27 protein-coding genes, 1 tRNA gene, 1 pseudogene and 1 other annotated feature (1 of these 30 running past the window's edge) are annotated in these 25,973 nt (G+C 46.4%); of the genes and pseudogenes, 8 read left to right on the top strand and 21 right to left on the bottom strand.

The window, feature by feature from the left end:
* Positions 1-142: 142 nt before the first annotated feature.
* On the bottom strand, positions 143-922 hold the full coding sequence (gene istB, locus NST96_RS00230; RefSeq protein ID WP_024985201.1) for an IS21-like element helper ATPase IstB: 780 nt from the start codon (positions 920-922) through the stop codon (positions 143-145).
* Positions 919-1,299: a hypothetical protein gene (locus NST96_RS00225; RefSeq protein WP_342405145.1), complete on the bottom strand. Its 381-nt coding sequence runs from the start codon at positions 1,297-1,299 to the stop codon at positions 919-921. Before NST96_RS00225 ends, istB (NST96_RS00230) begins: the two co-directional genes overlap by 4 nt.
* Before the next feature lie 102 nt (positions 1,300-1,401).
* Here NST96_RS00225 and istA (NST96_RS00220) point away from each other — a divergent pair, with 102 nt between their 5' ends.
* Together istA (NST96_RS00220) and istB (NST96_RS00215) are read left to right on the top strand one after the other, a co-directional pair.
* A complete protein-coding gene (gene istA / locus NST96_RS00220; RefSeq protein ID WP_311067719.1) occupies positions 1,402-2,643 on the top strand; it encodes an IS21 family transposase in 1,242 nt (413 codons plus the stop codon).
* Positions 2,640-3,419: an IS21-like element helper ATPase IstB gene (gene istB, locus NST96_RS00215; RefSeq protein ID WP_003386482.1), complete on the top strand. Its 780-nt coding sequence runs from the start codon at positions 2,640-2,642 to the stop codon at positions 3,417-3,419. Before istA (NST96_RS00220) ends, istB (NST96_RS00215) begins: the two co-directional genes overlap by 4 nt.
* A gap of 19 nt (positions 3,420-3,438) precedes the next feature.
* Here istB (NST96_RS00215) and istA (NST96_RS00210) read toward each other — a convergent pair whose 3' ends face one another.
* On the bottom strand, positions 3,439-4,326 hold the full coding sequence (istA, locus tag NST96_RS00210; RefSeq protein ID WP_342405144.1) for an IS21 family transposase: 888 nt from the start codon (positions 4,324-4,326) through the stop codon (positions 3,439-3,441).
* Positions 4,327-4,414: 88 nt separating this feature from the next.
* On the opposite strand from istA (NST96_RS00210), the pseudogene NST96_RS00205 reads away from it, so the two are divergent.
* Positions 4,415-4,633: pseudogene (locus tag NST96_RS00205) on the top strand (alcohol dehydrogenase catalytic domain-containing protein); the annotation flags it as partial.
* Positions 4,634-4,691: 58 nt separating this feature from the next.
* On the opposite strand, the gene istB (NST96_RS00200) reads toward NST96_RS00205, so the two are convergent.
* Together istB (NST96_RS00200) and istA (NST96_RS00195) are read right to left on the bottom strand one after the other, a co-directional pair.
* Positions 4,692-5,420 carry an IS21-like element helper ATPase IstB gene (gene istB, locus NST96_RS00200; RefSeq protein WP_023555238.1) on the bottom strand — a complete coding sequence of 243 codons (729 nt, stop codon included), beginning with the start codon at positions 5,418-5,420 and terminating at the stop codon, positions 4,692-4,694.
* The gene (istA, locus tag NST96_RS00195; protein WP_023555239.1) at positions 5,417-6,922 is read right to left on the bottom strand and encodes an IS21 family transposase; all 1,506 of its coding nucleotides are present in this window, start codon (positions 6,920-6,922) and stop codon (positions 5,417-5,419) included. The genes istB (NST96_RS00200) and istA (NST96_RS00195) overlap by 4 nt, the downstream gene beginning before the upstream one ends.
* A gap of 53 nt (positions 6,923-6,975) precedes the next feature.
* Between istA (NST96_RS00195) and NST96_RS00190 the strand changes: the two genes are divergently transcribed.
* Positions 6,976-7,806 (top strand): zinc-dependent alcohol dehydrogenase family protein, encoded by an 831-nt coding sequence (locus NST96_RS00190; RefSeq protein WP_342405143.1) that lies wholly within the window; start codon positions 6,976-6,978, stop codon positions 7,804-7,806.
* Between the two features lie 351 nt (positions 7,807-8,157).
* Here the strand turns inward: NST96_RS00190 and NST96_RS00185 are convergent, their stop codons facing one another.
* On the bottom strand, positions 8,158-8,346 hold the full coding sequence (locus NST96_RS00185; RefSeq protein WP_228006915.1) for an SOS response-associated peptidase family protein: 189 nt from the start codon (positions 8,344-8,346) through the stop codon (positions 8,158-8,160).
* 172 nt (positions 8,347-8,518) lie between these two features.
* On the opposite strand from NST96_RS00185, the gene NST96_RS00180 reads away from it, so the two are divergent.
* Entirely contained in the window at positions 8,519-8,932 is a 414-nt protein-coding gene (locus NST96_RS00180; RefSeq protein ID WP_122957705.1) for a hypothetical protein, read from the top strand.
* Positions 8,933-9,076: 144 nt separating this feature from the next.
* Here the strand turns inward: NST96_RS00180 and NST96_RS00175 are convergent, their stop codons facing one another.
* The 6 genes from NST96_RS00175 to NST96_RS00150 all read right to left on the bottom strand — a co-directional run bounded on the left by NST96_RS00175 (position 9,077) and on the right by NST96_RS00150 (position 12,585).
* The gene (locus NST96_RS00175; protein ID WP_122957704.1) at positions 9,077-9,676 is read right to left on the bottom strand and encodes a DUF3238 domain-containing protein; all 600 of its coding nucleotides are present in this window, start codon (positions 9,674-9,676) and stop codon (positions 9,077-9,079) included.
* A gap of 349 nt (positions 9,677-10,025) precedes the next feature.
* Positions 10,026-10,364 carry a sigma factor-like helix-turn-helix DNA-binding protein gene (locus NST96_RS00170; protein WP_170208409.1) on the bottom strand — a complete coding sequence of 113 codons (339 nt, stop codon included), beginning with the start codon at positions 10,362-10,364 and terminating at the stop codon, positions 10,026-10,028.
* 197 nt (positions 10,365-10,561) lie between these two features.
* The gene (locus NST96_RS00165) at positions 10,562-11,446 is read right to left on the bottom strand and encodes an IS3 family transposase (protein ID WP_155808033.1); all 885 of its coding nucleotides are present in this window, start codon (positions 11,444-11,446) and stop codon (positions 10,562-10,564) included.
* Entirely contained in the window at positions 11,386-11,712 is a 327-nt protein-coding gene (locus NST96_RS00160; RefSeq protein WP_024985204.1) for a helix-turn-helix domain-containing protein, read from the bottom strand. Before NST96_RS00160 ends, NST96_RS00165 begins: the two co-directional genes overlap by 61 nt.
* Before the next feature lie 106 nt (positions 11,713-11,818).
* Positions 11,819-12,067 carry a helix-turn-helix domain-containing protein gene (locus NST96_RS00155; RefSeq protein ID WP_031933611.1) on the bottom strand — a complete coding sequence of 83 codons (249 nt, stop codon included), beginning with the start codon at positions 12,065-12,067 and terminating at the stop codon, positions 11,819-11,821.
* On the bottom strand, positions 12,064-12,585 hold the full coding sequence (locus tag NST96_RS00150; protein WP_031933610.1) for a sigma-70 family RNA polymerase sigma factor: 522 nt from the start codon (positions 12,583-12,585) through the stop codon (positions 12,064-12,066). The genes NST96_RS00155 and NST96_RS00150 overlap by 4 nt, the downstream gene beginning before the upstream one ends.
* Before the next feature lie 1,266 nt (positions 12,586-13,851).
* Here NST96_RS00150 and NST96_RS00145 point away from each other — a divergent pair.
* Together NST96_RS00145 and NST96_RS00140 are read left to right on the top strand one after the other, a co-directional pair.
* A complete protein-coding gene (locus tag NST96_RS00145; RefSeq protein ID WP_152562278.1) occupies positions 13,852-14,364 on the top strand; it encodes a hypothetical protein in 513 nt (170 codons plus the stop codon).
* A gap of 104 nt (positions 14,365-14,468) precedes the next feature.
* Positions 14,469-15,035, top strand: coding sequence for an N-acetylmuramoyl-L-alanine amidase (locus tag NST96_RS00140; RefSeq protein ID WP_051925676.1), 567 nt, complete (start codon positions 14,469-14,471; stop codon positions 15,033-15,035).
* Positions 15,036-15,636: 601 nt separating this feature from the next.
* Here the strand turns inward: NST96_RS00140 and NST96_RS00135 are convergent.
* The 9 genes from NST96_RS00135 to guaB all read right to left on the bottom strand — a co-directional run bounded on the left by NST96_RS00135 (position 15,637) and on the right by guaB (position 25,385).
* A tRNA-Arg gene (locus NST96_RS00135) sits at positions 15,637-15,713 on the bottom strand.
* A 111-nt stretch (positions 15,714-15,824) separates the two neighbouring features.
* Complete coding sequence (gene aceA, locus NST96_RS00130; protein WP_003392671.1) at positions 15,825-17,105, bottom strand: isocitrate lyase; 1,281 nt, start codon at positions 17,103-17,105, stop codon at positions 15,825-15,827.
* 18 nt (positions 17,106-17,123) lie between these two features.
* The gene (gene aceB / locus NST96_RS00125; protein ID WP_031933540.1) at positions 17,124-18,734 is read right to left on the bottom strand and encodes a malate synthase A; all 1,611 of its coding nucleotides are present in this window, start codon (positions 18,732-18,734) and stop codon (positions 17,124-17,126) included.
* A 62-nt stretch (positions 18,735-18,796) separates the two neighbouring features.
* Positions 18,797-18,952: a hypothetical protein gene (locus NST96_RS00120; protein ID WP_172920533.1), complete on the bottom strand. Its 156-nt coding sequence runs from the start codon at positions 18,950-18,952 to the stop codon at positions 18,797-18,799.
* Between the two features lie 230 nt (positions 18,953-19,182).
* The gene (gene serS / locus NST96_RS00115; protein ID WP_003392668.1) at positions 19,183-20,463 is read right to left on the bottom strand and encodes a serine--tRNA ligase; all 1,281 of its coding nucleotides are present in this window, start codon (positions 20,461-20,463) and stop codon (positions 19,183-19,185) included.
* A gap of 62 nt (positions 20,464-20,525) precedes the next feature.
* Positions 20,526-20,751, bottom strand: a binding site (T-box leader).
* A 115-nt stretch (positions 20,752-20,866) separates the two neighbouring features.
* Entirely contained in the window at positions 20,867-21,445 is a 579-nt protein-coding gene (gene pdxT / locus NST96_RS00110; RefSeq protein WP_171505955.1) for a pyridoxal 5'-phosphate synthase glutaminase subunit PdxT, read from the bottom strand.
* Positions 21,446-21,453: 8 nt separating this feature from the next.
* Positions 21,454-22,338, bottom strand: a complete 885-nt coding sequence (gene pdxS / locus NST96_RS00105; RefSeq protein ID WP_003392664.1) for a pyridoxal 5'-phosphate synthase lyase subunit PdxS — start codon at positions 22,336-22,338, stop codon at positions 21,454-21,456.
* Positions 22,339-22,439: 101 nt separating this feature from the next.
* On the bottom strand, positions 22,440-23,669 hold the full coding sequence (locus NST96_RS00100) for a D-alanyl-D-alanine carboxypeptidase family protein (protein WP_311067903.1): 1,230 nt from the start codon (positions 23,667-23,669) through the stop codon (positions 22,440-22,442).
* A gap of 255 nt (positions 23,670-23,924) precedes the next feature.
* Positions 23,925-25,385 (bottom strand): IMP dehydrogenase, encoded by a 1,461-nt coding sequence (gene guaB / locus NST96_RS00095; RefSeq protein WP_003392661.1) that lies wholly within the window; start codon positions 25,383-25,385, stop codon positions 23,925-23,927.
* Between the two features lie 166 nt (positions 25,386-25,551).
* Here guaB and NST96_RS00090 point away from each other — a divergent pair, with 166 nt between their 5' ends.
* Positions 25,552-25,973: the 5' end (the start) of a YaaC family protein gene (locus NST96_RS00090; RefSeq protein ID WP_031933539.1), read on the top strand. The gene runs 577 nt beyond the window's last position; the window shows 422 of its 999 coding nt (coding positions 1-422); the start codon lies at positions 25,552-25,554; its stop codon lies beyond the right edge, outside the window.

Here is a 25,973-nt window from a genome sequence, read left to right as displayed (position 1 = left end):
TGGCGATCCCCAAAACGTGTTGAAATGTCAACTGCAAATGAAAATTCCCCATTATCTGCACTCGAATTTTCCCCATTATAGGCAATAGGTTTATCTGAATGATGCCCCCTCTGAGGGGGGCGGGTGGCGACCAAAATTCCGTTTATTCTGTTTTATCTTCGGTTGACTCGGGTCGAAAGAAACCTGCTTTTTTCTTCTCCTTTATGCGATAACTTTCCCCTTTAATGTTGATCGTGTGGGAGTGATGCAATAATCGATCAAGGATGGCTGTAGCAAGTACTGTATCCCCAAATATCTCTCCCCACGAACCATAGGATTTGTTCGAAGTAAGGATAATTGAGCCGGATTCATAACGTTCTGATACAATTTGAAAGAAAAAGTGAGCTGCGGTTTCATCCATTTTGCGATATCCAATTTCATCAATGATGAGTACATTCGGTTTTATAAATGCTCGCATTTTTTGTTTGATGCTATTGTTTTGATGAGCAATCTGGAGCGTCTGAACCAAATCATGAGCAGTTGTAAAGTAAACCGTCAACCCTTGTTTGATAGCTTCGAGAGCCAAAGCAACAGACAAGTGAGTCTTGCCGACCCCTGGCGGACCAAGTAAAATGAGATTCTCTTGTTGTTGTACAAACCGGAGGGTTGCCAAATCACGAATCCGTCTTTCATCAATGGAGGGCTGGAAACTGAAATCGAATTGCTCCAACGTTTTATGGTAGGGTAAATGAGCCAATCGCGTTTTCATGCGGATAAACCGATCCCTCTTGGCCATGATTTCTTCTTGCAAAAGCTTGTCCAAGAACTCCAAATACGATATATTCTGAGCAGCAGCTTCTTCTGCGTGGTGGTGAATAATTTCCGGGATTCGTACCCATCCCATCTGTACAAAGGCTTCTTCTAAACGGGCCTGGAGTATCATTGTACGATTACCTCCTCGTCAGCAAACTGCTCATAGACAGACAAATCACGTTCCACCACTTCGGGGCTTGGATTGGGAACCAAACGCGGCATAGGTTGGGGAGCCTTCGCGCCAATTTGGTTTTGAATCCCCTCGAAGTGTTTTTTATTGGTTATGACTTGCTTGGTACGAGTAGCTTTAGGATGTTCAGCGATGATCATGTTGCCCTGATAGATCCGGATATGGCCATTCTGGAGATCTTGTACTTCTACCGTATGACCTACATAAACATAGGGGACTGAATACCGGCTTCCTCCGTAAGAAACGAGTGAATCATTCGATACTCTTCGAGTATGGCGTTCTACCTCTTCGAATGGGATCGGGTTAAGTGGCTTCAACTGTTCGTGTTTCCATTGTCAAAATCGGTTGTAAAATCCCCAATATCAGCGGTTTAAAATTCCCCAGAAAAAGCCGACATACTCTCCGGGAGGAGAGTAAATATGGTGAAAAATGGGGAGTTTTTTGTGATCAAAGAAATGCGTCTGAAAGGTATGAGTATTACCCAAATTGCTGAAGAGATGGGACGGGATCGAAAAACGATTCGAAAATGGCTCCTGAAAGATACGCCAGAGAGCTTTCCTACTCGCAAACCACGTCCCAGCAAGTTGGATCCTTTTAAGGATTTCATCCGTACTCGTATGGCGGAGGGCTGTCAAAATGCCCGCATCATCTTCGAAGAAATAAAAGCCCGTGGCTATACCGGAAAGGACACCATCTTACGAGACTTCATGAAGCCGCTGCGTCCCCACTTTCGTTCAAAAGTAACCGTACGATACGAAACGAAACCTGGACAACAAGCGCAAGTAGACTGGGGACATTTTCGAGCAAATGTCAACGGAAAACAAAAGCGTCTTTACGCTTTCGTCATGGTGCTGGGTTATTCACGCATGATGTATGTAGAATTTACCGAGGACGAAAAGCTGGAAACTCTCATCGGATGTCATCTTCGGGCTTGGCAGTACTTTGGGGGTGTCCCTCAAAGTTGTTTGTACGACAACATGAAAACAGTTGTTTCTGGTCGAGATGACAATGGTAGGGTGATCTGGAACGAGCGTTTCGCCCGCTTTGCCAGCCACTATGGGTGCAAGCTGCTGAGCTGCAAGCCCTATCGGGCTCGAACGAAGGGAAAAGTGGAGAATGGGGTGGGTTATCTCAGAAAGAACTTTTGGCCTCGCATCGGCACTTTTACCGGGCTACAAGATCTCAATCAACAAGTACGCTATTGGCTGGACACCGTTGCAAATTGTCGCCTTCACGGAACCACCCATCAAATGCCGAATGAACGATGGAAAGTAGAAGACCTCCAACCTTTGAACCACGTGCCTTTTGCTGTTGTGGACCGGCATTACCGGAAGGTGATGAGTGATGCTTATGTTTCTTTTGAAGCCAATCGTTACTCTGTTCCATGGGAGCACATCGGTCGAGTAGTAGAAATTCAAGATGAGAAAAATGGAGTCTTGCGATTTTATTGCAATGGCCATCTAATCGCTGAACACTCCAAACAGTGGGGGCGTCATCAGACCGTAAGCATAAAAAAACACTTCGAAGGAATTCGCACATCTACGAGCAAACCGGTTCCCCAACCTACACCTCGTTATATGGCGAATTCAACACCCGAAGTGTTGGAACGCTCTCTTACGGCGTATGAAGAACTGGCGGAAGAAGAGGTGACGCTGCAATGATCTTGCAAGAACGCCTGTTGGAAGCGTCCCGTCATTTTGGATGGATACGCATCCCCGAGATCCTCCACGATCACGCCGAAGAAGCATCCAAACACAACATATCGTATTTGGAGTTTTTGGACAAGCTTCTGCAGGAGGAATTAGCGGCTAAATACGAACGATTTTTGCATACAAGAACTCGATTAGCACGGCTTCCGTTCAAAAAAACACTAGACGAATTTGATTTCTCTTTCCAACCTTCCATTGATGAAAGACGTATCCGTGATTTGGCGACTCTAGGTTTTATTGAGCATCAGGAAAACCTCATCTTCTTGGGGCCACCCGGTGTCGGTAAAACTCATTTGGCCGTAGCGCTTGGTTTGGAAGCAATCAAGCAACGCTATACGGTTTATTTTATCACTGCCCACGATCTGGTACAGTCGCTTCAGACGGCCCATGGCAATCGCACGATTGCCCAAAAAATGCGGGCGCTCACCAAACCAGACTTGTTGATCATCGATGAAATTGGTTACCGCAAAATGGACGAAACTGCTGCTCACTTCTTTTTTCAGATTGTATCTGAACGATATGAAAAAGGTTCATTGATCTTGACTTCAAACAAATCGTACGGAGCCTGGGGAGAGATTTTCGGAGATACCATTTTGGCCACTGCGATTTTGGACCGACTGCTTCACCATTCCAGTACGATCAATATCAAAGGGGAAAGTTATCGCATTAAGGAAAAGAAAAAAGCAGGTTTCTTTCGACCGGAGCCTGCTGAAGTAAACAACCAGTAGCGACAAAAATGGGGAATTTTCAACCGATAGTTTTGGGGAAAATTAAATCGATATTGACACATCGATCTACTGGTTTTTCATGCGTGGTGCCGTGTACCCGTACATTAGCCACCGTATCCAACCAATGACGTACTTGCTGATTCAAGTCACGAAGGCTGGTAAACGTCTGCACCCGAGGCCAAAAGTTCTTGCGAACATATCCTACTCCATTTTCCACTTTCCCTTTTGTTCGTGCACGGTAGGGAGCGCAGCGTCGCAGCGTAAGACCGTGATGGCTTGCAAACTGGGAAAATCGTTCATTCCACAATACATGCCCTTGATCGTCGTAACCGACAATGACGGTTTTCATATTGTCATACAAGCATGTTTCCGGTCTGCCGCCAAAGTATTGCATGGCACGCAAGTGGCAGCCGATGAGGGTATCAAGCCGTTCATTCTCTGTAAATTCCACATACAACATTCTCGAGTATCCCAAAACCATGACAAAGGCGTACAGCCGTTTATATCCACCATTCCACTCTACCTTAAAATGTCCCCAGTCTACTTGCGCTTGCTTTCCGGGTGCCGTTTCATAACGGAGCGTTGCCTTGGTCTTAACAACCGGGCGCAATGGTTCCATGAATGAGCGAAGGAGCCGAATTTGCCCTGGATAACCTTGGGCTTTGATCTCATCAAACAAAACGACAGCATTGAAGCAGCCTTCTTCCATTCTCGCTTTGATATAGGGTTTAAATGGATCGAGAATGCTTGTTTTTTTAACAGATCGTTGGTATTTCGAAGGCTCATCCTTTTTCAGCCACTTACGAATTGTTTTTCGATCCCTCCCTAATGAATCAGCAATTTGTGTGATATTCATTCCTCTTTGTCTCATGTCTTTGATCAAGTAAAACTCCCCATTCTTAAGCATATTTTCTCTCCTCCAGGGAGAGATTTTCTGCCGAAAGTGGGGAATTTTCAAGTGCCGTTATTGAGGATTTTAACAGTGCCGTTCACAGAAAGTAGAACAGCGAATTATTGAACCTTTGAAACAAGATGAAATCTTGGTAAAAATGGATGCTCGGCCTATTAATCCTTCTGATTTAATTTCAATTCGTGGTGCATATAGGCATCGAATATGTCTGCCCGCAGTACCAGGATATGAAGGGGTAGGTACCGTTGTAGAAACAGGTCCCTTAGCTTCCTCCACTTTAATAGGGTGTATTTTGCAACTCAAAAATGCAGAGTTTGGCGGCCAATTTATGCAGAACACTGCCAACATCAATACAAAAGAATTTAGGAAGACTTCATGCTGGATAGAGCATGGCGCAGTCGGTAGCTTTCTCCGGTAAACGCCAGAATATGGGCGTGGTGGACGAGGCGATCCACAAGGGCTGCCGTCAATCGCGTATCTCCAAACACCGTATTCCACTGCCCAAACTCCAAATTCGACGTCACAATCACACTGTTTCTCTCATAGCAGGCCGAGATAACATGAAACAACAGCTCAGCCCCCGTTTGGTGAAAGGGAACAAACCCAACCTCGTCCAAAATCAACAACTCACAGTCTGCCAGTTCTTTTTGAAACCGCATCAGTGCCCCATTCGCGTGTTTTTCCTGCAAGAGCGCAACCAGATCGGGAACACGGAAGAATCGAACGGCATATCCCCTTCGGCACGCCTCTACGCCAAGCGCTGTTGCCAGATGGGTCTTCCCCGTGCCCACTTTTCCCAGCATCAGCACATTTTCCTTGCGCTCCAAAAAACGTAGGTCGATCAATCCCTCCTTTGTACATGTTTCCGGTAAGGTGACTGCCTCAAAAGCGTAATCTTCCAGTGTCTTCAGTTGGGGAAACGCGGCTTTCTTTATCAGTCGCTTCAGCTTTGTCTCCTCCCGCCGTTGAATCTCCATCCGCAAGACTCCCAGCAAGAAGCTCTCCCGATCTTCAAACGGCACCTGTTCATAGGTTTCCATCACATGCGCCAAATGCAAAGTTTTGCACACCTTTGCCAGCTCTTCTCTCATTCCACCCTCACCCCCAGGATCCGGTCGTACTCATCCAGTATGGGTATCTGCCCGTGAAGGGCAGGGGGTGTATGCGACTCTGAAAACGGTTCCGGGCGGAAAACAGGGTGTTTTATCGCGTAAAGGGCATGCTCCAAGGCAACAGCCAGATGCTCTTGCTGATGCGACAATTCTCCCAGTACTTGCCCGATTTCCTTCAACGTATAGGTGTCGAGCAATCGATGGAGCAGGCGAATTCGTGCTTTTCGTGCATTCATGTCTTCCACCGTCAAAAACGTTTGGAGCGCCTGAGGCATCATATTGGTAAAGGAAGAATACATCACCGCCCGCGGGCGTTTTTCATATCTCTTCAATACCGCCTTCCAATCTACTGGAATGACTTTCTCCGTATAGGGACGAGGCAATGTCACAATCGGGGTGTATGTCCCGTCTGCCGTTAACACCTCCAGCACATCCCACTTGACTTTCACCAAAACCGGCTGCATGGCCCGACACTGCGGCAACGGGAAGAGAGCCGCGTCAAACGACAGCTCAGCGTATTTGTTCAGGTGGCACGTCTCCAGCCGGAAAATCTCCAGCGGTGTCGTCGGCAGCGTCAGCAGCTTGCATTTTTCTTGCTTCCACAACTCGGCAATGGTTTGCTTTTTCACATAGTGAGGGCGCTGCATATCCGCACGGGCAGCTTCCGCCAAATACGTCTCCAGTTGTTCCGGCGTATCGATAACCGGTGGCGGAACACACCAGTTCCGGCGTCCATACCCCACTTTGTTTTCCACATGGCCTTTCTCATGGCCGCTGTATGGATTGCAAAACAGGGGCTCAAAGCGGTAATGGGCGCAGAAACGCCGAAACGCTTCCGTACACTCTCGTTTTCCGCCTTGCTGGATGGACACAACAGCAGCGGACAAGTTGTCAAACCAAATCTTGCGAGGAACCCCTCCCATTTGCTGAAATAGCCGCCCTAAGGCCTCCAGAAAGCATTCCGTGTTTTCTTTCGGAACCGGGAACACAAAGGCGGCATTGCTGTACGGAAACGACAGGGTCAATACTTTCCGCTCCACCAGTTCTCCCGACTTGACCACGTACACCGTCCCAAAGTCAGCCTGGGCTTCCCCGCCTGGATGCTCCAAACGCTCAAAATGTTCGGCTCGTTCGGCTGCCATGGCTTTCTTCCGTTTGGAGACATATTCGGATACCGTTCGCTGCCCGCCAGGGAAGCCGTACTCATCCCGTAACCGCTGAAACATGCGGACGGCTGTATGGCGTTGCTTGCGTGGAAGACGCTCATCATCCTCCAGCCATGTGTCAATAATCTCTAAGTACGGTCCCAACACCGGATGGCGGCCTTTTCGCTTGCATACCGGTTCATTCCAATCGTCGCGATCCGCATATTTCTTGGCGGTTCGCCAATTCACCTGGACACGTTCCGCAATTTCCTGAATCGAACACCCTTCGACTTCCCGCAAAAATCGGATATACTGTTGTTGTGGCACTTTCAACATTCCTCTCACTCCCTCAGATTCTAGCCAAATCCAAGGGTAGATTTTGTAGGGGGATGTTGGCAAGTGCCTTTTTCATGGCCTCAGAATTGCGGTGGAACTCTGCAGTTTTCCGCCGCAATTCTCTGCACTTTTATCCTGCCATAAACATAATAGGGAAACGTGTTCTGCCCTTACGAGGTGCGGGGACATGGCAAGATTACGTCATATCAAGAGCGGTTTTAGCGATTGAGGTTCCTGACCAAATCAACGATGATGCAGCCAGCCGCTTGTACATAAATCCAATAACTGCGTGGGTTATTTGCACGGAGACGTTAAAGATTACTTCTGATCAGGTTTTGCTAGTCAATGCCGCTAACTCATCAATTGGCCGTCTATTCATTCAATTATCCTCTCTATTTGGGTTCAGAGTTATCGCGATCATCCGTCATACACGATATGCAGAGGAGTTGCTTAATCTTGGAGCGTGGTATGTAATCGATAGCTCAAGAATGTCTATTTACGATGCAACGATGAGTGTTACAAATGGACAAGGCGCTGATGCCTCTATTGATTCGATCGGTGGTTTAGATGGTTTTGAGTTGGCTCGGTCAACACGTCCCGGGGGGACTTTCTTGGCTTTGGGTCTTTTATCCGGGACTCAAGTAGATTGGGCGAGAATTTCAAAAGAACTTAGCGTTCATCCACAATTATTCTTGTTGCGACACTGGATTCAACAAATTTCCTTGTCTAGATGGCACGACACTTTTGAGAAGGTCATCGAACTTGTACAAAATGGTCAACTTAATTTCACAGCACCTACCGAAAGATTTGCTTTGCATTGCGTAAAAGAAGCAGTGCAGTTTGCTGAAAGCAATAAACGGACCGGAAAAATATTATTAGTTTAAAAGTATTCAATAAGCGCCCGAAATTTCGACGTTTGCAAAATGTTTGCAAACAGACATTAACAAAAGAATGGCGCGGGTAGCTATCCAGCTGAAACCCGCGCCATTTCTACTTTTCCAATGGCGTCCCCGAGAGGATTCGAACCTCCGACCTACAGTTTAGGAATTTTACGCGGTGCGTCTTGTCTTGTCTGTCGGCGGTTATCTTTTCTCAAAAAACGTTGTAAAATCAAGGTTCTCTCCTTATCCCCTCCATTCTGCCTCGTTAGTTTGTATCTTCTATAGTAGAAGCCATAGTAGAAAAATGTGTAGAAGCCCTTTTCAACAGAGAAGGGCTTTTTCACGCTGATTCAATTATTTCCTTAATACAGTCAGGTACATATTTTTCTGACCTTCTGGGCGTGTCCAGGTGTCGAACAAACCAGCGAAGGCGTATGGTTCCCCGTTTCGTATGGTGATCCTCATCGGTTGTTTCCCACGGTCCGTGATCTTCCACTCATAAAAACCTTCGACTTCTCTGTAACCCTTTGAATTCCGTAACAATTTGGTTTGCAATGTTTGCAGAAAAAGAGCTCTTCTCAAGGGTAGGGCTGAGACATTTATAAAGGGTACCAAACTTTCCTAAATGATATACACTTGAAACCTTTGCCAATAAAATCCGTCTTATTAGGTAATGTGTTGTTGTAAGAAGTTAACAAAGGAGGTTGATTTTTATATGAAGAGATTTTTAATTTACACACTGATTGTTGTTGCCAGTTACATTACTGGTATTTTAGCTTTTAAGGCTACGTATAACCTACTCTCTATCCCAGAGGGGAGCGAATACGACTTACTATTCACAGGGATAAACTTATTCTTCATTTTCACTGTTCTTCCAGCGTATTTTTTTATTATGTCTTTATTTCGGTTGTTTCAGATTCGTTCAATAATATTAATGGGAATAACCTTAATACTGTTTGGAATCATCCCATCTACATTTGTCCCCTTTTTGGGTGGTTTCGGTTTCATTTACTTAAATTCACAGTATTTCCAATCCGAATTGTTTATATTACTTTATTCTTTTTTTGCGGCGACAGCCATTGCTTTTTCTATCGGGTTGTTTTTATCAAAAAAAACACTTACAGAATAAAAGAGGTTGTCCCCTACACACTTTCAGGGTAATTAAGCGATAAATAAAACCATCTCGTCCACTTCAGGCCGTGAAACGAGATGGTTTTCGTTCTCTTTTCTGGATTTTGTCTTTTGGAATTACCCTTTTGTGAAATCCCTTTTTTTAACCCCGTATAACACTAACTTTCTGATTGAATTTCAGTAGACCTGTATAGACGGTTTCTCCAGTACTTCTTGGGTCGTACGTGTGGAGAGGTAGTGGCCTTTCATTATCAACCTTTTTCCAAATTTCATGAGCCGGATAAGCATCATGTGTTCCTTGTACAGTTACTTTTCCATCTCTATATACCCGAATATTGTATTTCCAGTCAATATCCGGTGAAGGATTAAACGTCGGAATATTTACAGCTGCCTCTAAGAGGATGTCTACATGCTCACCATTAGGACTAAATTGCCAAAAAGTACATTTCACCCCTGAATCAGATGCTTGACCAGTAATATCTGGGCGAATTGGTTTACCAGTTTCAATATCGACGGTCCGCTCGATTGTAGGTCCTACGCCAGGATAATGATAAACTCTCTTATTGGTAAAATCCACCTGTACATGTGAGCACAACTTATATGCATGTTTATCGTTTAGTGTATCATATTTGAAATACCGATTATTCCCGTTATAGAGAATTCTTACTTTACTGGTTCGCATAAATTCAATCCATTCCTCTGGAATAAATGCTGTTACACGAACTGCCACTTGATAAGCCATTCTTCATTTCCCCTTTTGTTGGTGATAAACGACGTTTTAACTGGGCATCGTCGCTTTCACCTATCTAGGAAAATTTTGGGGATAGAACGGAACAACTTTCATAAAAAAATGACGGGTATTTCACAAAGTAACTTTGGAGGTTTATATCATATCAAGCTGAAGATTGTTCTGACTCCCCCAAAAAGTACATCTGTTCAACCCCTCAACTTTTCGATAAACTTCGTTTTTATTTCTTGAATGCCATCTTCCTTCGACATTTTCAGGAAACCAGCTAAATGTTGGATCTCTGGCTCCATCTTCAGTAAAAGCATCGTTAGCGCATCATTATCTCCACATTTTGCTCGTTCTATCATTCTGCTAAATGAGTGGTTAGATATTGCCTCAACTTCTTTAGACCGCGATTCTTGCATTGAATCACTCCTCTCTCACCCATGTTAAGTTCTCTACCAATCTCTTTACCTGTAAATCCCTCTAAGACGATTTTTCGAATGATGTATCGCTCTTTTTCATTTGAAAGCTGTTGCAACAATTCATCGACAAAAAACGAGTCTCCCACATTATCGAAAGCACTTTGCCGATTACCAAAGTCGTCTAAAATAGGACACTCTTTTTTGAGACGTTTTCTTTCTCTGTAATTCAGATTCCAAGCAATACGTTGCAACAGTTTCTTACATTCATCTCTCGTCACCCTTACCATCTCCTACTACGATTATGTAGAGAATGAAAATTATTTTCTGAGGGTGTGATCGCAGAAGCAGTTAATATTCATCTTGTAAATACCTTATCAATTAACTTTCATCGAGGTATTCCGTTTTTGTATCAAAAACACCCCAGCGTATAATGGTCAAGACCCCATTTAGTGGACAGTAAGAAAAAACCCGACCGTTAGACCGACAGCTGACGTCTGAATTCAACAGGCGTCAGCCTTTTTAATTTTCGTTGTGGTCGACTTTGGTTGTAGAATTGAATATATTCCTCAATTCGCCTTTGTGCCTCATCCACACTTCGGATATCATAAGGGTAGAGCCCTTCCGTTTTGAGATGCGAGAAGAAGCTCTCCATCGAGGCATTATCATAACAGTTGCCTCTCCGAGACATGCTGATTTGGGCGCCAACCTTCGGCAACATGTCGTGGTAAGCGTAGGACGTGTACTGGAATCCCTGATCGCTGTGAACGATCAGTCCAGTCACGTCTTTCGTCTTTTTAAAGGCTTTCTCAAAGGTCCGTAGGACCAACTGATTGTCGTTGCGAACTCCAATGTGGTAAGCCACAATCTCATTATTAAACAAATCCTTAATAGCAGACAGGTAGAGCCACGTATCCGCGACACGATACTGTGTGACATCGGTTACCCATTTTCGATTAGGTGCATCCGCTTTGAAATTCCGCTGCATCACATTCTCAGCGACTCGTCCACCTTCGGTTGAAGCATAGTGACCTCGATATTTGCGGCGTATTCGAGAACGGAGCTTCATTTCTTGCATCAGACGTAGTACCTTCTTATGGTTGACCCATACCCCGTGATCTCGTAAGAGAAACAGCTGGGTTTGTCGATACCCATATTTACCATCATACTTCTTATAAACTACTTTGATGAGGTCTTTCACGGGCTTGTCCCGGTCCGCTTGTTGCCGTTTCAAGTATGCATAGTATCCACTTCTTGAGACTCCAAACAGCTTGCAAAGTTCACTAGTCGTATACTCACCAGCTACTTGCTTGATCGCCTCATACTTATGGGCTGCACCTCCCGCATCCAGATTTTCAAACACTTTTTTAGCATCGAGTTCTCTCGTTTTAGCTTTTTAACATATCGATCTTGATCAACATATTCTTCACGTCTACCTCGTTGATCCATCAACCCAAATTCGCCTAACTGTTTATATTTTTTCATCCATACTTTAAGCCGGTGGCGGTCCGGAATCCCCAGATGCTCCATGATTCGACGGTATGTCCATCCTTCTTCGATATGCAGTCGTATGGCTTCCACCTTTAATTCGTGAGAATAACTTCTAAACGTTTGCCCCTTTTTCACCATAAAAAATGCACCCCTTAAATTTCATCGGATTTACCAGGGGTTTAATCCAATGTCCATTCTAAGGGGTGCACTTCAACGGCGGATTTTGTTTAACAGAGATTTTTTATTAAGCCTTTTCTATCCGTCTATTTTTTAACCCATTGATGTAATCTATAAGATCTGGTTTTTTTTCAAGGTTGTATTTTCTAACCCCTCTAATGATCCTTATACACACTTCTTGTCTGTAATCCTCTCTCACATCGTAATTTATTCCGCTCAGAGATTTCCTGATTTTTGGTTCGAACATTTGAATTATCACCATCATCGCTTCATCGTCACGTTCCTTTGCTCGACTTACCAATTGAAGTAATTTCATCGTTGTTCCTCCTTCTTCAGTTCTTCTCTGATCTTTTGTAGTGCCCTCCGCTTTGTTTTTGAAACTGCCTGTTGAGAGATGTTTAAGTACCGTGCGATCTCTGCTTCTTTTAGCTCCTTATAAAAAATAAAATAGATGATGTTTTTTTCTTTTTTAGTAAGTGATTTGAAACATTCGATAGGTATTTTATTGTCGAGAATTGTGTCTTGGGCTGTGTTCGTAGTAGAGAAATGCTTGTCGTGTATCGTCTCATCATATGGCAATAGGGATTTTTCTTTTTTACTACTTCGTAAATCCAACTCGATTACAGAGTTATGAATTATGGTCGAAATGTATTTTACAAGTCTGATCTCCAAGTAAAAGTCAACAAAGCGTTTATTGAGTTCTTTCAGTGCATTCTCATTATGTTTTGATTCAATTACTTGATCATATAAACTTTTGTTCTCAGGTATTTCCAAAAATAATTTGATGACTTTATTGTTTCGGATTGCATTATCCCTTAATAAATTGATTTCCAAAATTCAAAGCCTCCTTTTTAGTGGGAAGTTGAGGCTTTCCATGATGAATCAATCTATTCCCATCATTAACAGGCACTTTCGTTCTTGATTATTGTACATATTTCGATATTTTCAACCAATTTATTCAGCTCGACTTAAATTTATGGTTTATATAATGAAAGGATGGATTCCTGCATCAGGTTTGACAAAGATGTTGAACCTCTTTGTGATGCAGTCTGACCGCTCTTTTGGAATGTGCTTGCGTGACTCCCATTCCTCATTCAGAGTTTCCGGCTTTAGCGTAAGGCCAAGGTTCGGGTTTGCCTTTTACCAGTTTTCCTGATCTTCAATGTCATCTCCTTCATTCAATTCGGCTATGAAATTAAAAGAAGCGCTTATCTTGGATGGATCTACGTCCAACAGGTCCAGAATTGCTACCTATACCTCACCCATTCCTCTACAACTCTCAATTTAGATGTGCATAAAAACAGGAATGTTTTACATTTAACGTAAAAAGACTCTCAATCGTTGATAAGCTTACAGTTACTTTTTACGCTCAGTATTTAACAAATAAAGTCACCTTTGAAAGCATCACCATCCCATTGAATCGTATAAGCGAGAAAGCCAGATATCGGATGGTAAGAAAACAAAAAAGCCACTCGGATTGATTCCGGGTGGATTTCCATATTTTGCTTACAGTACAAGATTATCATGGGTTTGGGAAAAAGGCTTCTCAGTTCTGTTTCAAAAGTAGGTCAAGATGGTTTCAACATAATCCAAAGTGACTCATAGTCTCGTGGGAAAACACGATTGTAAAATAAAAAAACCGCGCACAATGCGGTTTTCCAATGGCGTCCCCGAGAGGATTCGAACCTCCGACCTACAGTTTAGGAATTATACACCGTCCATTCCGGACTATGCCGATGAGTACCTGAGAGTCTATCAAAACCCTTGCTACAGTTAAATTTTGACTCGGTTTCAATCCGATAACTTCCCTTTCATTCCGTAAAGTTGGTTTGCAATTGGGTTTGCAATGTTTGCACAGAAAGGCCCCTCTTATGGAGAAGGGCTTATCTTCTTTCTGATAACCTCTCCAGTCTGGAATCTCTTAAACTCATAAAATACACCCGTTTAGCAGTAACAATTTTTGGTAAATAGTTCAAATCTCAGTTGATGTGGCAATCGAAAAAAATATATAATCACTCTTGCATGGTCATCATGTAGATTAACCCACGTTAAAAATCCATTTTTAAGGAGTTGATTATCATAAGAAAGATGGCGCTTACAGTGGGGGCAATAATCCTCGTTTTATTCGTTTATATTTTTAGCCTTCACCACGACAAAAGGCATCTAGAGTTAAAGTTGGAATCTACAGTAGGTCACAATTTGTTCCTATTACTGACTTCTTCCCAAGAAGTTGAGGATATGCTCAGATCAGAGAATGTGAACAGTCAAACATTTAAGAAAATTGATGAGAAACTAGTTGAGATATATGGATATTCCATGAGCATTGATAGCATTTTGGGGAATGACTCTCTTCACAACGTAGCATATAAGTTTAGACAGGTCTTCTCTTTGCTTAGCGAGGTGCAAAATAACCAACAAGGTATTTACCTATCTCAGAATTCCACCAGAATTGGGGATTTGCTCCAAGAATGGAAAGATACTATAGAAACAACATACTATGATAAAAGTGATCTTGAGGGAGGTAAAGCAAAGTTAGAAAATATTGATTTTAGCAAGGTGGAAACGTTTGAAAAGAAAATTGAGGATTACTACCAGAGTATAAGAAAAAAATAAAACACTCATCCCGGGTTGTAAAATCACTAGAAACTTCACTTTATATATACGAAAAGTAATTTCTGGCCAGATTACTTTATCTCATTTATAAAGGTGGAGTTCAAATGGATTTGAGTGGAAAAAAGATTCTTATCGACCCAGGACATGGCGGCGAATTTTCTGGTAAGACATATAAAGGTCGACAAGAAAAAGATTGTACTCTGAAGATTAGTAAAGCTCTCGAAAACCTGCTTGAAGAAGAAGGGGCAACCGTCTACATGACTCGTACTCGTGATAAGGACTTTGGTGGTAAAAATTTAGATGACGATATCAACAAGCGGGTAAAATACATTAATGAAAGGTACTCCGGTAAGGGTATTGACGTATTGCTTAGTATTCATGTAAATACTGAGCGGTTGATTAGCCGAGTTGGTGTCCTTTATCCCGAGAAAGGAAAAGCTTCCAAGATTTTGGCTGAAAATCTTGCAAGAAAATACGCAACCTTTATGGGTAATACAGGGTATGGTGAGGCTGACCTTGCAATATTGAGGGATACTAAGGTTGCTGGAGCAAAAGCATTAATTGAAACCGGAAAGATCAACCAATCCTGGTACGATGATGATGAGGAAGTTGAGCGAGCGGCATTCGCAATTGTCGCTGGTCTTTACGACTACTTCCGAGAAATTGATTAATAAATATATGGGTGAAGTGACCAATACAGTCACTTCACCTTTTTTTTCGCTCTCTTTACGAATTAATTTACATAACCGCTCTACATCTAAGTCACTTTACATCTTTTAAATTTCCAATAGCGTTCGAGGGTGGTATCATTTCTCCGACGATTATAAAACCGATCCATATATTTGGCTTTCGCAACTAGTCTTTACATCGGGTGGACAGTTCCTTTCTAAGTATCCAATCAATCACACCAAAGTTTTCGGTTATACCAATATTTAAGTTGAAAGAATCGGTCCAAGGTATCTAATGTTGACAGTAAAGCTAAACAACCAACTGGAGATATCATAATGAAGAATAATCATAGACTATTACATCCGTAGGAGGGCTTAAATTACCGGTTATGTTTGTCTTCCGTAGACAGGGATACTTGTATTTTATCAGTTGTTCCGGTATCTTCTACAAATTACATCCTTTCGGGTTCAGCCGTTCAGTTGTAATGTACCAACATGCACTTTAGTTTAATAAAAGTTTGTAAAATGTTTGCAAACAGGCACTTACAGAAGAATGGCGCGGTTAGCCATCCGACTAAGACCCGCGCCATTTCTACTTTTCCAATGGCGTCCCCGAGAGGATTCGAACCTCCGACCTACAGTTTAGGAAACTGACGCTCTATCCTGCTGAGCTACGGGGACATATTCGTTTACACTCCTTCTATTATAGGGCGATTTCGCGCATTTTGCAAACGAAGGACCAGAGAGCTTATCCCTGGTCCTTTCCCTTTTTATTTATTTTAATTAAACACCTTAATGGTGAGTAAACTGCTCTTCCTCAGTAGAACCAGTCAATGCCGTCGTCGACGATGTGCCTCCTGCAATTACCTGCGCGACCTCATCAAAATACCCGGTGCCTACCTCCCGCTGGTGGCGCGTAGCCGTGTAGCCGTACGCCTCGCTCGCAAACTCCGCTTGCTGCAGCTCAGAGTAAGCAGCCATGCCGCGGTCGCGATAGCCCCGTGCCAGTTCAAACATGCTGTAGTTGAGGGCGTGGAAGCCGGCCAGCGTGACAAACTGGAACTTGTAGCCCATATCGCCCAGCTCGTTTTGGAAACGGGCGATGTCTGCTTCATCCAGCTTCTTCTTCCAGTTGAAGGACGGCGAGCAGTTGTAAGCCAGCAATTTGCCAGGGTATTTGGCGTGAATCGCTTCGGCAAAACGGCGTGCTTCCTCGAGGTTCGGCTCAGACGTTTCGCACCAGATCAAATCGGCGTATGGAGCATAGCTGAGTCCGCGGGCGATCGCGGCATCGAGTCCGCCTCTCATTCGGAAGAAGCCCTCTGGTGTCCGCTCCCCGGTCAAAAACGGCTTGTCGCTGTCGTCGATGTCACTTGTGATCAAAAACGCTCCGTTTGCATCGGTCCGGGCTACGATCACAGTCGGCACACCCATGACATCTGCCGCGAAACGGGCCGCTACCAGGTTGCGAATGGCCGCCTGTGTCGGGATCAATACCTTGCCGCCCATATGGCCGCATTTTTTCTCTGATGCGAGCTGATCCTCAAAGTGTACACCCGATGCTCCCGCTTCGATCATGCCTTTCATCAGCTCAAAGACGTTGAGCGGTCCGCCAAAGCCGGCTTCCGCATCTGCCACGATGGGTGCAAACCAATAGGTGTCGCCCGTCCCTTCGGACTGTTGGATCTGATCTGCCCGCTGCAGTGCCTGATTGATCCGTTTGACCACCTGCGGGACACTGTTTGCCGGGTACAGGCTCTGGTCCGGGTACATCTGTCCGGCCAGATTGGCGTCGGCGGCTACTTGCCAGCCGCTTAGATAGATGGCTTTCAATCCCGCTTTTACTTGCTGGATCGCCTGATTCCCGGTCAAAGCGCCAAGCGCCTTGATGTGATGCTCCGTGTTGAGCAACTGCCACAGCCGCTCTGCCCCGATCCGGGCAAGCGTATGCTCGATTTGGACCGAGCCCCGCAGTCTGACTACATCTTCCGCCGTATACGGACGCTGCACCCCTTTAAACCGGTCTGTCTTCCAGCTTTCCTCTAATTGTCGAATAGCCTCTTGTTTGTTCATTTCTCCCACTCCCTTTTTTTAATCAAGATAGGCATAGCCTGGAACGGTCAAAAACTCGGAAAACTCGTCGGCCGTCACCAGCTGGAGGAACAATTCCCCTGCCAGCTTGTATTTGCCGGTTTCGTACCGTTCCTGGCCGATTTGCTGTTTCAAGGTTTGCAGCTCTTCGCTCAGCCACTGGGTGACCAAAGCAGTCGTAATCTTGCGGCCATCCGGCAAAACACCCCGGCGGTGCTTGATCCATTGCCACACCTGAGCGCGGGAAATTTCCGCTGTTGCGGCGTCTTCCATCAGGTTGTTGATCGGCACGGCGCCATAGCCGCGAAGCCATGCCTCGATGTACTGAATCCCTACCCTGATGTTGGTGCGGACTCCTTCTTCGGTGATCTGGCCTTCCGGTACGGCCAGCAGGTCAGCGGCAGTTACATGGACGTCCTCGCGCTTATACCAGATCTGGTTTGCTTCCGGCATCAGGCGATTAAAGACTTCCATCGCCACCGGAACCAGTCCGGGGTGGGCCACCCAGCTTCCATCGTGTCCGTCGTACGCCTCCCGCTCTTTGTCTGCTTTCACTTTTGCCAGCGCTTCCTCGTTTTTTGCCGGGTCGTTTTTTACCGGAATTTGTGCGGCCATCCCGCCGATGCATGGTGCTCCCCGCCTGTGGCAGGTCTTGACCGCCAGTGTCGTGTACGCCCGCATAAAGGGCACCGTCATAGTCACCGTTGACCGGTCAGGCACAATCACATCGGGCCGGTTCCGCAGCTTTTTGATGTAGCTGAAGATGTAATCCCAGCGGCCGCAGTTTAGCCCTGCACTGTGTTCTCTCAGCTCGTACAGGATTTCTTCCATTTCAAAAGCGGCCAAAATCGTCTCGATCAAAACCGTTGCCTTGATAGTGCCTCGCGGTATGCCCAACTCATCCTGGGCAAAGCAAAAGACGTCGTTCCAGAGCCTCGCTTCCAGATGATTTTCCAGCTTGGGCAGATAAAAATAGGGGCCGCTTCCCGAATCGAGCAATATCCGGGCATTATGGAAGAAATAAAGGCCAAAATCGAACAAGCTGCCGGACATCGGGTTTCCGTGAAGCCTTATGTGCTTTTCATCCAAATGCCAACCGCGCGGCCTTACAATCAGTACGGCTGTTTTCTCCTTGAGGGCGTACTGTTTTCCCTCAGGGCTGGTATAGGAAATCGTTCTCCTTACGGCATCCCGCATGTTGATCTGGCCTTCGATCGTATTGGCCCATGTGGGAGAATTGGCGTCTTCAAAATCAGCCATGAATACCCGAGCTCCGGAATTGCACGCATTGATGACCATTTTTCGGTCTCCGGCAGGACCGGTAATCTCCACTCTCCGGTCCTGGAGATCGGTCGGCAAATCGTTCACTTTCCAATCGCCGTTGCGAATATGGGCTGTTTCAGGCAAAAAATCGGGAAGCTGCCCTGAGTCGATGAACTCCTGCTTCTTTCTGCGCAGCTCCAAGAGCTCACTCCTCCTGCCGCCAAAGGCGCTCTCCAGCTTGATCAGAAACGAGATCGCTTCCGGCGTAAGTATATCGGCGTACTGCGGCGGCATTTCGCCTGTAATCAAAACATCTGCCGGGTACTGATTGGTTTGAATCGCAGTCAATATGATCTCCTCCTCTCCTTGTGCAGGAAACGTTATAATACAGGTAAATTAATCTTTGTGTATTATAGTACAGTAGGTTCAAAAAAAATGGCTTTAATCCAATAGCCCGCTTCCACTGCAATGACTGCAGGAGATACATCCGTCACCATGGCAGTGATGGCATGCTGACCCGTGATCATCGCGCCCGGCGCCGCCGCACTGGGGACAATTCTGCTCACCGTTTCCTTCACAACGATAACAATTCATCGTTAACTCCTCCCATCAACTGTATTAATACAATATTCGTAATGTTTGAAGTTATTATATAACAGTCATTTCTGTTGTGCAACACATTTTCTAAAAATTCCGCCACTCATTTAACTCTTTGTTTTTGCAGACAAAAAAGCAGCTTTCTGTATTAGAACAGAAAACTGCTTTTCTAGATAGCCAGAAATCATTTTGATCTGCATTATTTGGGAGCGATTTTCTCCAGACCACCCATATATGGACGAAGCACTTCCGGAATCAGGATGGTGCCGTCCTCCTGCTGATAGTTCTCCATCAGCGCGGCAACTGTCCGGCCAATCGCCAGTCCCGATCCATTCAATGTGTGCACGAACTCCGGCTTCGATTTGCTGTCGCGGCGGAAACGAATGTTGGCCCGACGCGCCTGGAAATCCTCAAAGTTGGAACAGGACGAGATCTCCCGGTACGTATTGTAGCTCGGAATCCACACTTCCAGGTCGTACTTTTTCGCCGCTGTAAACCCGAGGTCGCCGGTGCACATGCTCATGACACGGTAAGGCAGACCGAGCAGCTGCAGGATCTTCTCCGCATTTTTCACCAGCTTTTCCAGTTCCTCATAGGAATCTTCCGGCTTGACGAACTTCACCATCTCGACCTTGTTGAATTGATGCTGGCGAATCAGTCCGCGCGTATCGCGGCCTGCCGATCCCGCTTCCGAACGGAAACAAGCGCTGTATGCCGCATAGTAGCGAGGCAGCTCTGCACCATCCATGATCTCGTCGCGGTGCATGTTGGTTACCGGCACCTCTGCTGTCGGGATCAGGAAGTAATCTGGTCCTTCCAGCTTAAATGCGTCTTCCTCGAATTTTGGCAATTGACCTGTTCCCGTCATGCTTGTCCGGTTCACGATATACGGCGGCAGAAGCTCTTCATAGCCGTGCTCCGTCGTATGCAGATCGAGCATAAAGTTCATCAGCGCGCGCTCCAGACGGGCACCCAGTCCTTTGTAGAAAACAAATCGGCTGCCGGTCACCTTTGCCGCTGTTTCGAAGTCGATGATGCCCAGTTCTTGACCAAGCTCCCAGTGCGGTTTGGGCTCAAAAGAAAACTTTCTTGGCTCGCCCCACGTCCAGGCAACGACGTTGTCATCCTCCGACGTGCCTACCGGAACGCTCTCATGAGGAAGGTTGGGCAAGCTCAGCAGAATTTGCTCAAGCTGTTCATCGAGCTGGCGCAGTTCTTCGTCCAGCACCTTGATTCGGTCGCTTACTTCCTTCATCTCTGCGATCAGATGGTCAGCGTTCTCTTTGTTGCGCTTCAATACCGCTACCTGTTCGGATACGGTATTTCGTTTGTTCTTCAAGCCTTCCGCTTCCTGGATCAACTGGCGGCGCTTTTCATCCACCTCGGCAAACTGATCCAGTGCAGAAATATCCTCATTGCGATCCGCCAAACGGCGTCTTACTCCGTCTAAATCGTTGCGCAACACTTTTACATCTAACATAGATACCCCTCCAACATCGTTGATTCTTCTTGCACGCAATGAAAAAACACCCGTCCCCTATGGTAAGGGACGAGTGTTGGTAACCCGCGTTGCCACCCTTGTTGATATATGCCTGCTTCCGTTTCCCGGCATATACCCGCTTGAATCCGCCGTAACGGGGCGGTGCCGGGCAAAGTTGATCCTTTGCCACTCAGAGATGGATTCCCTTGCAGACTGGGTCGGTTTTCACCTGCCACCGACTCTCTGGGCCAAGCGCTTGCAAAGTACTAGTCTCTTCATCGCGTTCCTTGTTTGTTATCTTCTATTGTTAACTGTACTACAGGTTCTATACCTGTGTAAAGATCGTGAAAAAAACCGGCACCATTATCGGTACCGGTTTTGGACATGCATCTTTTACGGACAATCAGCCGCGGTATTCCTTCACCATGTCGACGAAGTATTGATGCAGCCGTGCATCCTCCGTCAACTCCGGATGGAATGCTGCCGCCAAATAATGTCCTTGCCGAGCAGCCACGATCTTTTCTTCATACTTGGCAAGTACCTGACCGGCTTCGCCTACTTCCATGATATACGGCGCGCGGATGAAAACGGCTGGATAATCCGCCGCTACTCCTGCGACCGGAAGCTCGACCTCAAAGCTTTCCTTTTGGCGGCCAAAGGCATTGCGCTCCACCTTGATATCCATCAATCCGAGATGGCAGTCGTCTTGGCCGTTTATGCGTTTGGCGAGCAAAATCGCTCCCGCACATGTACCGAATATCGGTTTTCTTGCTTGGCCAAACTCGCGCAGCGCTTCGATAAAACCGTATTTATGCATCAGCTTGCTGATGGTCGTGCTCTCTCCGCCGGGAATGACCAATCCGTCCAGATCTTCAAGCTCGTCCACCTTTTTAACTGCAACTGCCGTCGCACCTGCTGCCTCCAGCATGCGGATATGCTCAGCGACAGCTCCCTGCAAGGAAAGAACGCCAATTTTCATGATCGGTCACCTTACCATCCGCGCTCTTGCATGCGGTCTGCTTCACGCAGCTTGGAGATTTCCAGACCCGGCATAGCTGTACCCAGTCCTTTGGAGACGCGGGCAATCAGTTCATAGTCAGTGTAGTGTGTGGTTGCTTCTACGATCGCGCGAGCAAATTTCTCCGGATTTTCCGATTTGAAAATACCGGAACCTACGAATACGCCATCAGCGCCGAGCTGCATCATCAGAGCCGCATCGGAAGGGGTCGCTACACCGCCTGCTGCGAAGTTGACCACTGGCAGCTTGCCGTTTTTGTGTACGTATTCCAGCAGATCGTAAGGAGCACCGAGGTTTTTCGCTTCTGCCATCAATTCATCGTAGGACATGCTTTGCACTTTGCGAATTTGCGACTGCATGGTGCGCATGTGACGAACAGCTTCCACGATGTTTCCTGTACCTGGTTCACCTTTGGTACGGATCATGGACGCGCCTTCACCGATGCGGCGAAGAGCTTCGCCGAGGTCGCGTGCGCCACAGACAAACGGGACAGTGAATTCTTTTTTATTGATATGGTACATGTCATCAGCAGGAGTCAGGACTTCGCTCTCGTCGAGGTAGTCAACACCCATGGATTCGAGAACGCGAGCTTCGACGAAATGTCCGATCCGAGCTTTTGCCATAACCGGAATCGATACAGCATTCAATACTTCTTCCACGATACCCAGATCAGCCATCCGGGCTACCCCGCCTGCTGCACGAATATCAGACGGTACGCGCTCCAGTGCCATAACGGCAACAGCGCCGGCTGCTTCTGCAATTTTTGCCTGTTCCGCATTGACAACGTCCATGATGACGCCGCCTTTTTGCATTTCCGCCATACCTCTTTTAACGCGGGAAGTTCCTACTTGTACCATTTCTAAGCCCCCTACCCAATTGTCTTGTAATGCCTGCATCACATTGTAATGGCTGTCTTAATATTCACCATTGTAATCCAAGTTTGATTTTGGGTACAACCTTATTTGCCGGTTAAGCTGCTGAAAATATTGCTAAAGAACTGGATGATGCTGCGGAAGAACAGGCGGATCCAGCTGCCTTCCTCGACTTCTTGTCCAGCTACGAGGTCGACTCCAGCCTTGGCCATGTCCTCTGGCTGCAGGTAGTCGGTTTCTTTTGTTCCCTCTTCTACAAAGGCTACCTTTCCGATTACCTGATCTTTTTTCAATGGAGCAGTGAGCTCCTGGAACGTGACGGTTGGGGTGAATTTGCTCTCTGACCCGATTTTTGTCAGAGTCATTACCGCATTGCTTGTAACTGCCGGCACAGTCAGCTCCACGCCGTTTTTCACAGGAGCGGTTTCATACCCCTTGATTGGCACGCCTTTGTCGAGTTGTTTGGTTAGCTTGAAGTTGCTGAAGCCGTAATCAAGCAGTTTTTTCGTTTCGACAAAACGCTTGGTCTCACTTCCTGCTCCCATGATCACGCTGATTAATCGCATGTCTCCACGAACAGCAGTACCGGTAAAACAATATCTCGCAGCATCTGTGTGACCTGTTTTCAAACCGTCTACACCTTCATAATATTGGTTTAGTCCCGGCAGCATCCAATTGTAGTTTGGCTTTTTCATCTCATTTGGCATACCTGCCCGGAAGGTAAGACGAGGAATTTTAGAAATTTCCAGCGCTTCCGGGAAGTCGCGGATCAGAGCGCGAGCCAGAATGGCCGAATCACGTGCAGACATTAAGTTTTCTGTTTGGTCGGTTTTTACGGAGTAAGGGCCAAGCTCATTGGCAGGCAGCCCGGTCGATGTAACAAACTTCGTGTTCTTCATCCCAAGTTCCTGGGCTTTCTTGTTCATCATCGCGACAAAGTTTGGTTCACTGCCTGCTATTCTTTCCGCCAGAAGTACAGTCGCATCATTGGCAGATACGACGGCCATTGCCTTGTACAATTCTTTAACGGTATGGGATTCCCCCATATTTAGATAGACGCCCGAAGAATCTGGCATTTTGGCAATATAAAACGCGTATTCACTGACCGGAACTTTATCGTCCCAGTTAATTTTCTTTTGTTTCACCGCTTCATGCACGAGATATTCTGTCATCATTTTACTCATGCTCGCTGGTGGCAACGGTTGGTCTGGATTACTGCTGTAAAGTACTTTTCCTGTTGATACCTCTACCAATATTGCCGAGCTGGCAGCCAACTGCAAGTCAGCCTGCGGGGCAGCTCCTGCATTTGCTGTCATGGAACCCCACGCAGTGATAAAAACAGCGACAGAAAGGAACAGACCCGTCAATCGCTTCGTCCATGTTCTCGGTTTCATTTGAATCTCTCACCCTCCCACTTCTGTCGGTCTTGGCCACTAAAGGCACGGACACACATTTGTAAGTGTACCATAGAAAGCAACCCCACTTGAAGCTTGTTTCCACTAGTTTCCCGGTAGGAATGGCTAGAAAAAAACCCCTTTCGCAAACGGAAAGGGGTTTTTGATTCGATAGTCCTACGAAATAGAGTAGTTTGGCGCTTCTTTCGTAATTTGAACATCGTGCGGATGACTCTCGCGCAAACCAGCTCCGGTAATCCGGATGAACCGGGAATTGTCGATGAGCTCCTGAATGTTTTTCGTACCACAGTAGCCCATACCTGCGCGGAGGCCACCGATCAGTTGATAGACGACATCGGCCAATGGTCCTTTGTAAGGTACGCGGCCTTCGATACCCTCAGGAACGAGCTTTTGCGCGTTTTCCTGGAAGTAGCGATCCTTGCTGCCGGCTTTCATCGCACCGATGGAGCCCATGCCGCGGTATACCTTGAAGCGGCGGCCTTGGAAGATCTCGAATTCGCCCGGGCTTTCTTCTGTTCCGGCAAACAGGCTGCCGATCATGATCGCTGATGCGCCTGCACCGATTGCTTTTGGCAAATCACCGGAGTATTTAATCCCGCCATCGGCAATAATTGGAATATTGTATTCCCTGGCTACGCGGGCGCAGTCGTAAATGGCTGTAATTTGCGGTACCCCAATCCCCGCCACAACGCGCGTCGTACAGATTGATCCGGGTCCGATCCCTACTTTTACGACAGACGCACCGGCTTCGATCAAATCGCGAGTGGCTTCGCCAGTCGCTACGTTACCGGCTACGATGGTGAGATCCGGGTATGCTTGTCTCAGTTTTTTCACTGCGTTGCTGACGTTGATGTGGTGTCCGTGCGCTGTATCCACGACCAGAACGTCAACGCCCGCCTTCACCAATGCTTCTGCGCGTTCGAAAGTATCGGCGGATACACCTACAGCCGCGCCGCACAGCAGACGTCCCTGCTGGTCTTTGGCTGCATTTGGGTACTGAATCGCTTTTTCGATGTCCTTGATGGTGATCAGGCCCTTTAGCACATTATGCTCGTCCACCAACGGGAGCTTCTCGATCTTGTATTTTTGCAAAATGGCTTCAGCCTGCTGCAGGGTAGTCCCTACTGGAGCTGTCACCAGATTTTCCTTCGTCATTACATCTTTAATCGGAATCGAAAAGTCATGAACGAAACGAAGGTCGCGGTTGGTAAGAATTCCGACCAGATGATTTTGGCTGTCGACAATAGGAACCCCGGAGATGCGGTACTTGCCCATCAACGCGTCCGCGTCTGCGACGGTGTGCTCCGAACTGAGGGAAAACGGGTTGGTGATGACTCCGCTTTCAGAGCGTTTTACCCGGTCAACCTCACTGGCTTGCTGCTCGATTGTCATGTTTTTATGGATAATCCCGATTCCGCCTTGTCTGGCCATTGCAATCGCTAGTGCAGACTCCGTTACCGTGTCCATTCCCGCGCTGATCAGCGGAATGTTCAAGACGACCTTTTCGCTCAATCTTGTCGATGTATCTACATCACGAGGCAAAATTTCTGATTTTCCTGGAACAAGGAGAACGTCATCAAACGTTAAGCCCTCTTTTACGAATTTGTCTTCCCGCACAGGTATGAGCTCCTTTCGCCAAAATGTTTTATGCAAGTGTAACAAACGGCTTAATTTACTGTCAAGGTAACCTTTTAATGTTCGGTTATCTAAGCAATTATCCAGATAAATCAAAAAAAATAACAAGAAAGCGCTCTCATACACGAATGTTAGAAAGGTGATGGAAATGGATGCCTGGTCCTCTTTGCGCTTGCTGGAAACAGAACCGGCGGCACGCGCTTTTTTATACAAACACTATCACAGCAAAGGTATCTCGCAGGCTGAGCGACTCGCTTTTCAACAAAGCACGCGTTTTCTATACACATGGAAACAAGCACGCTTGTTTTATGAATCGGCCGCGAAGACACCCCTGTCCATTAAGCCCTTGCTGCTGTTCTACGGCTGTATTCATCTGTTGAAGGGATGGCTCATCGTCATCGATCCTGACTATCCGCAGAACAGCAAAGTTCTTCAACACGGTGTGACTACGAGGAAAGTCAAAAAGAACGGTTATCAATTCCTAAGGGACGAGGTTCGTCCACAAAAGGAAGGGTTGTTTTCCCATCTGGCTCATCTCCTCTCTGTATCGCCCCTTCAGGACCGTTACAG

The organism is Brevibacillus sp. FSL K6-2834, from assembly GCF_038592925.1.
GTDB classification, from domain to species: Bacteria; Bacillota; Bacilli; order Brevibacillales; family Brevibacillaceae; genus Brevibacillus; species Brevibacillus borstelensis.
This window is presented reverse-complemented; position numbering and strand designations above follow the sequence as displayed.

Excerpts from the sequence above, each read along its gene's own strand:
- istB (WP_024985201.1), bottom strand. The coding sequence starts at position 922 with ATGATACTCCAGGCCCGTTTAGAAGAAGCCTTTGTACAGATGGGATGG.
- istA (WP_311067719.1), top strand. The coding sequence starts at position 1,402 with ATGGTGAAAAATGGGGAGTTTTTTGTGATCAAAGAAATGCGTCTGAAA.
- istB (WP_003386482.1), top strand. The coding sequence starts at position 2,640 with ATGATCTTGCAAGAACGCCTGTTGGAAGCGTCCCGTCATTTTGGATGG.
- istA (WP_342405144.1), bottom strand. The coding sequence starts at position 4,326 with ATGCTTAAGAATGGGGAGTTTTACTTGATCAAAGACATGAGACAAAGA.
- istB (WP_023555238.1), bottom strand. The coding sequence starts at position 5,420 with ATGAGAGAAGAGCTGGCAAAGGTGTGCAAAACTTTGCATTTGGCGCAT.
- istA (WP_023555239.1), bottom strand. The coding sequence starts at position 6,922 with ATGTTGAAAGTGCCACAACAACAGTATATCCGATTTTTGCGGGAAGTC.
- NST96_RS00190 (WP_342405143.1), top strand. The coding sequence starts at position 6,976 with ATGTTGGCAAGTGCCTTTTTCATGGCCTCAGAATTGCGGTGGAACTCT.
- NST96_RS00180 (WP_122957705.1), top strand. The coding sequence starts at position 8,519 with ATGAAGAGATTTTTAATTTACACACTGATTGTTGTTGCCAGTTACATT.
- NST96_RS00175 (WP_122957704.1), bottom strand. The coding sequence starts at position 9,676 with ATGGCTTATCAAGTGGCAGTTCGTGTAACAGCATTTATTCCAGAGGAA.
- NST96_RS00160 (WP_024985204.1), bottom strand. The coding sequence starts at position 11,712 with ATGGTGAAAAAGGGGCAAACGTTTAGAAGTTATTCTCACGAATTAAAG.
- NST96_RS00155 (WP_031933611.1), bottom strand. The coding sequence starts at position 12,067 with ATGAAATTACTTCAATTGGTAAGTCGAGCAAAGGAACGTGACGATGAA.
- NST96_RS00140 (WP_051925676.1), top strand. The coding sequence starts at position 14,469 with ATGGATTTGAGTGGAAAAAAGATTCTTATCGACCCAGGACATGGCGGC.
- aceA (WP_003392671.1), bottom strand. The coding sequence starts at position 17,105 with ATGAACAAACAAGAGGCTATTCGACAATTAGAGGAAAGCTGGAAGACA.
- serS (WP_003392668.1), bottom strand. The coding sequence starts at position 20,463 with ATGTTAGATGTAAAAGTGTTGCGCAACGATTTAGACGGAGTAAGACGC.
- pdxS (WP_003392664.1), bottom strand. The coding sequence starts at position 22,338 with ATGGTACAAGTAGGAACTTCCCGCGTTAAAAGAGGTATGGCGGAAATG.
- NST96_RS00100 (WP_311067903.1), bottom strand. The coding sequence starts at position 23,669 with ATGACAGCAAATGCAGGAGCTGCCCCGCAGGCTGACTTGCAGTTGGCT.